The organism is Lentilactobacillus sp. TOM.63, from assembly GCF_030361045.1.
GTDB classification, from domain to species: domain Bacteria; phylum Bacillota; class Bacilli; order Lactobacillales; family Lactobacillaceae; genus Lentilactobacillus; species Lentilactobacillus dabitei.
In genome coordinates, this window is the sequence record NZ_JAUCAP010000016.1 from 36,591 (window position 1) to 45,997 (window position 9,407).

The 9,407-nt window shown below is 43.3% G+C and carries 10 protein-coding genes; 4 read left to right on the forward strand and 6 right to left on the reverse strand.

Annotation, left to right across the window (positions count from 1 at the left end; genetic code table 11):
* Positions 1-11 precede the first annotated feature (11 nt).
* Genes QUF07_RS04895 through QUF07_RS04910 form a run of 4 tightly spaced genes read left to right on the forward strand, consistent with a single transcriptional unit; the run spans position 12 to position 3,460 of the window.
* Complete coding sequence (locus tag QUF07_RS04895) at positions 12-1,196, forward strand: acetate/propionate family kinase (protein ID WP_217161781.1); 1,185 nt, start codon at positions 12-14, stop codon at positions 1,194-1,196.
* Between the two features lie 30 nt (positions 1,197-1,226).
* Positions 1,227-1,571, forward strand: a complete 345-nt coding sequence (locus tag QUF07_RS04900; protein WP_054748916.1) for a BMC domain-containing protein — start codon at positions 1,227-1,229, stop codon at positions 1,569-1,571.
* A 17-nt stretch (positions 1,572-1,588) separates the two neighbouring features.
* The gene (locus QUF07_RS04905) at positions 1,589-2,644 is read left to right on the forward strand and encodes an oxidoreductase (protein WP_289426909.1); all 1,056 of its coding nucleotides are present in this window, start codon (positions 1,589-1,591) and stop codon (positions 2,642-2,644) included.
* A gap of 24 nt (positions 2,645-2,668) precedes the next feature.
* The gene (locus tag QUF07_RS04910; protein WP_289426910.1) at positions 2,669-3,460 is read left to right on the forward strand and encodes a tyrosine-protein phosphatase; all 792 of its coding nucleotides are present in this window, start codon (positions 2,669-2,671) and stop codon (positions 3,458-3,460) included.
* Positions 3,461-3,529: 69 nt separating this feature from the next.
* Here QUF07_RS04910 and QUF07_RS04915 read toward each other — a convergent pair whose 3' ends face one another.
* The 6 genes from QUF07_RS04915 to QUF07_RS04940 all read right to left on the reverse strand — a co-directional run bounded on the left by QUF07_RS04915 (position 3,530) and on the right by QUF07_RS04940 (position 9,078).
* The gene (locus QUF07_RS04915; RefSeq protein WP_217341404.1) at positions 3,530-3,958 is read right to left on the reverse strand and encodes a EutP/PduV family microcompartment system protein; all 429 of its coding nucleotides are present in this window, start codon (positions 3,956-3,958) and stop codon (positions 3,530-3,532) included.
* Positions 3,959-3,979: 21 nt separating this feature from the next.
* Complete coding sequence (locus QUF07_RS04920; protein WP_217161789.1) at positions 3,980-4,732, reverse strand: DUF4430 domain-containing protein; 753 nt, start codon at positions 4,730-4,732, stop codon at positions 3,980-3,982.
* Between the two features lie 25 nt (positions 4,733-4,757).
* Positions 4,758-5,801, reverse strand: coding sequence for a prenyltransferase/squalene oxidase repeat-containing protein (locus tag QUF07_RS04925; RefSeq protein ID WP_217161791.1), 1,044 nt, complete (start codon positions 5,799-5,801; stop codon positions 4,758-4,760).
* Positions 5,802-5,826: 25 nt separating this feature from the next.
* Complete coding sequence (locus tag QUF07_RS04930) at positions 5,827-6,474, reverse strand: ECF transporter S component (protein ID WP_289426912.1); 648 nt, start codon at positions 6,472-6,474, stop codon at positions 5,827-5,829.
* Between the two features lie 64 nt (positions 6,475-6,538).
* Positions 6,539-8,194 (reverse strand): ABC transporter ATP-binding protein, encoded by a 1,656-nt coding sequence (locus QUF07_RS04935; RefSeq protein WP_289426911.1) that lies wholly within the window; start codon positions 8,192-8,194, stop codon positions 6,539-6,541.
* The gene (locus tag QUF07_RS04940) at positions 8,182-9,078 is read right to left on the reverse strand and encodes an energy-coupling factor transporter transmembrane component T (protein WP_217161795.1); all 897 of its coding nucleotides are present in this window, start codon (positions 9,076-9,078) and stop codon (positions 8,182-8,184) included. Before QUF07_RS04940 ends, QUF07_RS04935 begins: the two co-directional genes overlap by 13 nt.
* Positions 9,079-9,407: the final 329 nt, after the last annotated feature.

Below are 9,407 nucleotides of genomic sequence, written 5' to 3' on the forward strand. Positions count from 1 at the left end.
GGAAGCACAGTATGGTAGAGAAAATTCTTGCAATCAACGCTGGGAGTTCATCGCTGAAGTTCAAGCTATATTTGATGCCCGATGAGCAGGTCTTAATTCATGGAATGGTTGATCGAATTGGTCATCCTGATGCGGTCTTTACTTACCAGACGGCAGATGGCGCTAAGCACAACACCACCGAATCGGTTAAAGATCACACGGAAGCAACTGAGCTCGTTATCCAAGCGTTGAATGAAAGTGGTGTAATCAAAGATAAGTCGGAAATTGTTGGCATTGGTCATCGGGTTTCTCATGGGGGTAGTTATTATACGCAATCCGTTGAGATTAACGATGATGTTGCCAAGCGAATTTCTGAATTGTCAGTGCTTTCTCCCTTACACAATCCGGCTAATTTGTTAGGAATTGAAGCCTTTGAGAAATTGTTACCGGAAGCGCGAGAAGTTGCCGTATTCGATACGTCGTTTCACAGCACAATGCCGCCAAAGGCTTACACATACGCCTTACCGTATAAATATATTGAAAAATATGGGATCCGGCGTTATGGATTCCATGGCCAGTCGCATCAATATATTTATAGCGTTGTTCGTGATCGTTTTGGCGAACAAGTTGCTGACAAGCTTATTTCTTGTCATTTAGGAAATGGTGCCAGCATCTGTGCAATCAGGGATGGTCGATCGGTCAACACTTCAATGGGCTTTACCCCACTGGCTGGACTGGTGATGGGAACTCGTTCAGGTGATATTGATCCGGAAATTTTACCATTTCTTGAAGAAAAGGAGCATCTGGACTCTGAAGATGTCAGGAGCATGTTGAACCACGAATCTGGTGTCTTAGGAATTTCAGGGGTATCTAACGATATTCGGGATGTTTTGAAGGCAGAAGCTGAAGGTAATCAGCGTGCTAAATTGGCACTTGATGTCTATGTTCATCAAATTCAACAATTTATTGGTGCTTATACCACAGATCTTGGTGGCTTGAAGGTCTTATCCTTCACCGCTGGGGTTGGCGAACATTCTGCTCCAATTAGAGCTCGGGTTTGTGAAGGACTTGAATATTTAGGCATCAAGATTGACGAAGCAAAGAATCAAGCAAATGATATTGAAATTCAAACTTCAGATAGCAAAGTGAAAGTTGTCGTAATTCCAACCGATGAAGAGTTAATTATTGCTCGAGAAACGGCCAAAGTAATCGGCTGAACAGATAAAAAACAGGATGGGGTGGTAAAAGTGGCTAGAGATATTGAACGGAGTATTCAAGAATACGTTCCTGGTAAACAGGTGACCCTGGCCCACATTGTTGCCAATCCTACGCCTGATATTTATGAAAAGCTCGGACTACAGGCTCATCGGGATGCCATTGGAATTCTGACAATTACGCCAAGTGAAGCATCAATTATTGCGGGTGATATTGCCACCAAATCAAGCAATGTAACCCTTGGATTCATTGATCGATTTAGTGGTTCAGTGGTCATAATCGGCGAAGTTTCAGAAGTAGAATCAGCACTCAAAGCAGTGGTTGAAAAGCTTCACGATCTGTTGGATTTTGATATTCCAAAAATCACAAGAACATAAAGGTGGAGAACAGCATTATGCAATTACAACAAATTTTGAATGATTATCAAATCAAGAAAGATTTCAAATTGAATAATCGGATCGTTCTCGCCCCGTTGAATATTCAGTCATCCTTATTTGATGGCAGTGTGAGTCTTAACGATATCCTTTTTCATCAGCAGCATGCTCAGAAAGTGGGCATGGATATTGTTGGCTCAGCTTATGTTTCACCGTCTGGGAATACGGATTACGGCTCGGTGAGTGCCGCTGATGATAAGAAGATTCCTGGCCTAACCAAGTTGGCTGAAGCCATCCATGTTAGTGGCGGTAAGGCTATTTTGCAATTAGTTCACGCTGGTCGGATGACTAATGGGCACATTACGCAGGGCCACGAAGTTGTGGCGCCAAGTGCCATTAAAGCCACCCACGGTTACGTGGACATGCCAAAAGAACTTACTACTGAAGAAATTAGTGACATTATTGATGAATTTGCCGCTGCAACTAGACGGGCAATCCAGGCTGGTTTTGATGGGATTGAATTACATGGTGCGAATACATTTTTGCTCCAGCAATTTATGTCGCCGCTTTCGAACCAGCGGCAAGATTCGTTTGGTGGTTCCTTAGCTAAGCGAATGAAGTTTCCAATTTTCCTAGTTAACCAAGTAAAGGCCGTTGCCAAACAGTTGGCTGACAAGCCATTCATTATTGGTTACCGGCTGTCACCTGAAGAAATTGAAGCTGGTGGATTGACCCTCAAAGACAATTTGATGCTGGCGATGGTTCTAAAAGAAATTGGCATTGATTATTTGAGTTTGTCATTGCGGCAATACAATCAATTGCCATTGACCAGTGATAAGCTGCAAAGTTTTGCCATTCCAGACATCTTCAGAAAAGCTGTTGGTGACTTGCCATTAATGGTAGCAGGTGCATTGAGTTCTCAGCAGAATTTGGAAGATGCTCACGCGGACATGTTGGCCGTTGGCAGTAAACTGTTTATGGATCCAATGTGGCCTGAAGAATTGGTAACCGGTCAATCTCGCTTGGGGGCACCCATTACTGGTGGCGTTCCTTACAGCAATGTTTGGCCGAAGTAATCTGAAGCTTTTGGAGGTCTGAAAATGGTGGCGACTAATCGACATATCGAAGTAGCACATAGTGTCAATATTCGTGATCTCGGTGGTTACTCAACTGTTGATGGCCGAAAAATCAAGTGGCGTAAGCTTGTCAGGGCGGGGGATTTATCAGAGTTGTCTGAGGATGACCAGCAAACCCTGCTTGATTATGGTATTACGGTGGATGTTGATTTGCGGTCAAATGCGGAACGCAAGCAATTTCCAGATCAAATTCCCACGCAAATGAAATTTCTTCATTTGCCACTGTTTGATGATGACGAGACTGAGAGCCGGACAACTAATGAACGGTTGCAGAAAGCTTATTCGAGCAATCCCCATAGTGGGTATTTGCGGATGCTTTATGCATACCGTCGATTGGTAGTTAACCCACAACCGCAGCAAGCCTACCAACGATTCTTTTCCTATCTGTCTACTCACGGCGAAAATGAGACCGTTCTCTTTCATTGTTCAGCAGGGAAAGATCGGACTGGGATGATGACGATTCTGTTGCTCAATGTTCTCGGGGTGCCAGAAGAAGTGATTCGAGCTGATTATCTATTAACCAATGAATTTTCGGTTCCCAGAATTAATCACCGAATTGCATTAGCCAGAAAGGCCCATATGAACCGATCGTTTATGGCATCACTACGGGACTTATCATCGGTTTCGATTGATTATTATGATCAGGCGATGACCCTGATTAATTATGAATTTGGTGGTATCCAGGGATATTTAAGGGATATCGTTGGGTTGTCAGATTCGGATTGCGAAAGATTGAGAAATATATATCTTGAATAAAAAAGTGATCATAAAAATGCGTTGACTCAGAAAATTGACTTTTCTGGATCAACGCATTTTTTAGTTTGGCTACTCTTGCAAATACTGTGTGAATTCACTGACATTTTTACCGGTCACGGCTGACACCTCAAACACTTTACCAGCGCCAGCATCGATAAGGCGATCTTTTACCAGGTCAACCTGATCTGGAGTTGCAATATCAATCTTAGTGACGATTCCAACCGTTGGCTTGGTAAACATGGTACTGAACCCAGTTGGCAAAACAATTCGGGGATCAAGGGCGCTTTGCATTAACACAACTACATCGGCATCAATGGCCGACGTCATCAGGTTAGAGTACATCGCGCGGTGTTCAACGTATTCACCAGGCGTATCGATAATATTTGAATAGAACTCAAGGGTCTGAGTCTTGTTGTACGAGATTTTCAACTTATCCAAGCGCTGAATTAACGTTGTTTTACCACAGCCGATTGCACCAATAAAAATTGCCTTTTTCACAAGAATTCACCTTTTCATTCATTATTTACCGCTGAGGCCGTTTACTGAGAAGTACCAGTGAACGGTATCGCCAGGGGTAATGCGCTTCTGATCGGCAGCTTTATCAACGAATTTGCTGTTAACTGAGTACATCCAACCACTGCCGACCTTAATGTCATTTTGCTTTAAGCCGTTGATTGAACTGACATAAACGTGGGGACTACTTTGATAGACCAGCTTTAAGTGGGTCCGTTTTAGCAGTGAAAATGCGGTGGCGGACTTGCTGATGTTCATGTGACCGGCGTATAAGGTCTTTTTGTAACCAGACACCTTGATATACGCTGTTCCAATTGAATCGTTTTTGGCAGCGGCTTTTTTTGCATGGTGGCCGTTGGTTGCATTTGCACTGCTGCCAGCATGTTTGTGAGTCGAAGTTTTGGCCGACTGTGATTGAGTCGAAGTGGCGGCTGAATGACTGGTTGCTGATTTGGAATTGGCATTCTTGTTCGCAGTGGTATCGTGGTTCGCTGATTTGCTGCTCTTAGTTAATTTGCCAGATGTTGAGGAAGCTTTAGACTTACGTGAGTTTTCCTTAGCTTTGTTCTTCTTAGGATTTGCTTTGGCATTCGAGCTTTGGCTGGCCGCTTTTTGTGAAGACGAGCTGGCCGCCTTGGACGAAAGGGCGGTTGCCGGCTTATGATCTCCTCGGTTAGCGATCACTTGCTGAACCCCAAAGCCAATTCCGATGACCAGGACAAATGCTAAAATAATGCCAACAATGCGTCCTTTTTTCATGAAATCTTTTCCTCTCACTTAAGAATTACTTGATTGTATAAACTGATTTATGATTCAAAGCTTGACGGTACGCAGCGGTTGCCAAGTTAATCTGGCCGACGCCGATCAACTGGCTGGCAGCGCCTTTGATTGAACCGGTCTTATTAACGTAAGTGAACATTGCGTACAATGGTGAGGCAGCTTGGCTTGACTTGCTGGTGCCATTGACGTATTTCAACGTATTTTGCTTGGTTGATAATGCAATGATCGCTTCGGCAGTTGAGTTACCGTTAGGGATGTTCTTGCCATTGAAGGTGTAACCATAGGCACCAGATGGGTAAACAGCACTCTTCAGGTATGATTGGCCCTTGGTGATCGCTGAAGCACTCGCATTGGCCTTGCCGTGAACTAATGCGGTGACAGCCATTGCGGTTGTATCTGAATCAACTGTGTCGAGCTTATTATTGTATGCCCAACCGTTGTTGCTCAATTGATTCTTAACAATAGAATTACTTAAGCTGTTAATTGAAAACTTGGCAGTCGATGGCCGTTTGAATGATGAGCTCATTGTGAGCGCCAACAGTACCTGACTCTTAACGTTCACGGTTTGGTTACTCATTGATTTGCGGTATAAAACTGATACCAAGTTGACGGCCTTTTTAGTGCCAGAACGACGGAACTTGGTTGGGTTCATGCCAATTGACTTGAGCCCTTGAATAGCATTAGCTAAATCGGCTGGGGTACTCTTGCTGTTTAAGACCAGGCTTGAAGCAACCCGTTTCTTTTGGTTAGTTGTGAATTTGTATCCCCAACCTTTTAAGCTTAATAGGAAGTCTGCGTAACCCCCAGCAGCTCCGGTTGTTGGGTAAGCTTTCTTACTGAAAATATAAGCAGTCTTTCCGGACAAACCAGTTTTATTTTTAACGAGCATCTTTTTAGCATAGCGGTAGCTCGCTTTGATCTTGGTATTTTGATAACTGCGGCTGGCAGTCTTGACGCTGGCAGCACTGGCAGTAACGGCCGGGCGGACAGCTCCAAAGGTTAATAAAGCAGATGCGGAGACTAATAATAATTTACTTGTTAATTTCATGAATGACCCATTCCTTTTATATGAATTATTTAGTAGGTAAAATTCGATACTTCTTAACTAAGCGATTGAACAACTTCTGCCACCCTTTATAAAATAGGGCAATTAAGACGGCATTTGAAATCGCGTGATTAAGATCAAACAAAAAGCTTGAAGCATATGCTAGAAAGAAACTCTTGACGGTAATTGGTGAGACATAGGCCAGCGCATACCAGAGGTCCATAATCCAACCGAACAGGAACCCCCAGATAAAGGCAAAGATAATCATAAATATCAGGCTGTGACTCAGCTTGGTATTGCTCAACAGCCCAGCAGTTAAGCCCATCAGCCCCCAGGCGACCATTTGCCAAGGCGTCCAAGGCCCCTGACCAAGAAACATATTTGAAACTAAGGCGGTTGTTGCGCCAGTGATGAATCCTAATTCCGGTCCCAAGCTAATGCCGCTTAAAATGATGATGAAGCTGGCGGCTTGAACCCCTGGAATTGAAGCCAGTGGGACCCGACCAGCCACTCCCAATGCAATTAAGACAGCAATGAACATCAAAGTCTGGGTGCTAATGGTTTCTCGTTCAAATCGCCAATATGCCGGGAGAATACTACATATTAGAATCATGAAGCTAAATAGCAGGTAGTGTTGACCTTTAAGCAATAGTATCAAAACTAGAAATGCTGCCATGAGAAGCACGGCAATCAGCAATCGGTACACATAGGTGATCTCCAACACTTTTCTCAAACATTGATCACCTCCCTTCAGATTCTAAAGTAAGATCGTTAACCAACAAAGCGTTCGGCACCTGATCCCTCACAATTCGGTTGATTGGCGTTGTGAAGAAGAAGTTGTTGGCAAAAAATGCCGTGGTGGGCAACAACGTGTTGAGATGACCATCAAACATGAACGTACAGTGATCAGCGAATGCTGCACAAAATTCCATATCGTGACTTGCCATGATAATTGTAACGCCGTTTTGTTGAGCCTCTTTCAAAGTATTACCGACCATTACCTTGGTATAAGGATCAAGCCCTTTGGTTGCTTCATCCAAGACAAGCAAGTCCGGCTTAGCCATTAACGCGATTGCCAGGCCGAGCAGCTGCTGTTGACCACCACTAATGTCAAATTGATTTTGATTGAGAATTTTTTCTAAATGGAATTTAGCGACAAGTTGCTTAATTTGTTGTGCTGGATCACGCAGCTTGAGTTGGTTGGCCTGAACTTCCAACTCCTGGCGAACACTGTCGGCAGTAAATTGCAAGCTAGGGGTTTGGGACAGGAAGGAAATTCGCTTAATGCGATCCGCCGTCCGGATTTTCCAAACAACCTGCTGTTCGAATCTAATTTTGCCATGTTGAGGCGTTGTGAGGCCGATCAGTAAGGATAATAAGGTGGATTTTCCAGACCCATTTTTGCCGATGATGGCTAACCAATCCCCTCGATTAACGGTTAGATCCAGATGATCAACCACGTTGCGGGTTCCGTCAAAGGTAAATGAAATGTTTTTGGCGGTCAATAGCGGCTGCTGCTCACTATTTGATTGGTGAACGGTTGGTTTAGCAGTTGGGATGAATTTTAAGTTGGCAGCTTGAATAGCAGCTTGTCCCTGAGCGACAGAAATTGGCAAGGATCCAACTGTGATTTGATTGGCTAAGAATAACTTTGGAATTGATGGAATAAAGTAGGTCAGCCGATCATCTTTAAACATCTCTTTGATGCCGTCTGTTGGTGAGCCATCGAAAGTAATTGTTTGGTGTTGTAGAAGGATCATGCGATTGACCAAACTAGAGATGGTGCTAAGTCGATGTTCTGTCAAGACAATTGTGATCCCCAATTCACGCTGAACACGATATAATACATTCAGAAAATTCTGGGCGGTTAATGGATCTAATTGAGAGGTCGGTTCATCTAACAAGATGATTTTGGGACGCAGAATTAGCACCGAAGCCAAGTTAACTAGTTGGAGTTGGCCGCCGGAAAGTTGATTAATTTCTCGATTTAGTGATTGATCCAGCCCTAAAAAGTTACTCAATTCGGTGATTCGTCGTTCAATTTCGTCACTGGGACAGCCGATGTTTTCCAGTGGAAAAGCCAGTTCGTCGATGACCCTTGACATCACCGGCTGAACCTGGGGGTCTTGGGCAACGTAGCCGACAGTTTGGGCGCTTTGCAATTTGGTTAAGTCATCAATTGCGGTCCCATCAATCGTAATGTATCCTTGACGATTTCCCAGTGGCATCAATTCTTTTTTGAAGTGGTTCAGCAAGGTGGTCTTGCCACTGCCCGTGTTGCCGGCAATGAGCAGAAAGTCACCTGAGTTGATTGTGAGGTTAATGTGATCCAAGACTTTGACGGTCTGATCGGGATATGCGAATGAAAGATCCTGAACAGAAACTAATTTGTGCATGCGCGATAGATCCCTTCAGAAAGAATGGGTAATAAAAAGAGGACTAATAAAAGGCCGATTGGCAACAGATCCGCCGGGTGAAAAATATTGGTAAAATTCGCTACTGAACGACTCCAACCAAAGTTGAGGAATCGGATATAAATAATCATTAATAATAGCAGGAAAGAAAATAAGATAAAAACAAGATCGGACGATTGCCAATGGTAAGATCGATAATGGGTGCGTTTGGTAGCACCGAACCCCCGGGCATCCATCAAATTTGCCGTTTCCATTGCCGACGAAAGGGAATCCTGAAGCATGATTTCAAAGATGTGCAGGACTTTTTTGATCCTTGTCAGTAAGGAGCCGCTGGACACATCTAAATTCCTAGTTTTTTGTAATGTGATGAGTCGCTTGAATTTTAAGATAAAGTTGGCCACTAAGCTAAATGAAATGGATACTAGCATTGCTAGCCTGGGGGTGATCGGTGAGAAGACGTAGATGAGGCGATTCGGGGTCAGAATAGCATTGAGTAACGCAAAAACAAACAACATTGAGATGAGAACCAACGCCATTGCAACGCCATAAAGAAATGCCGAGTAGGAAAATCTGTAAGTTAGAACGCCCCAGTGAAATTGCCAAAGAATTGGCTGGAACTTTTGATTTAACAAAGTATTAAAAAATAAAATCAGGACCAAAAAGCTGCTGGCAAATTTTAATTGCTGAGTCATCGATTCTTTGCCTAAGTAATAGAAACCACAAACGATCAGGCCAACGATTTCTGTTAATGCGACAGTCACGTGATTGAAGAGCAGCAGACAAACCATCAGTTCAGCAAAGTAGATTGTCGAGGCTACTGGATGCACCTGTGAAAAGAACGTCATTTGTAAAGGTAACCGTTTCATTAATCGTAGCCTCTTTCCAGAACTATCGTAAGCCTTTCCAACAGTATACCATTTGAGAATATGGGGGTAAATATTCTTCCAGGACCCTGCAAAATAGTTGCATTGCACACAAGATAATTGCTATATCTGGCTGTTTCAATGACGAATTTTTGCTATCTAATTAACACTATTTGGCTGTTGAAATTGTTTGATTGATTAATTTGTCAATGTTTAAAAATAGAGGTGCTATTCAGAGCAAATAATTGGTATCATGGTAGATTGCAAATTTAATCCGAATTTTTGGACAAATTTGTCAGCATAACCTGATACGGTGTTTGCCAGTCGAGTAT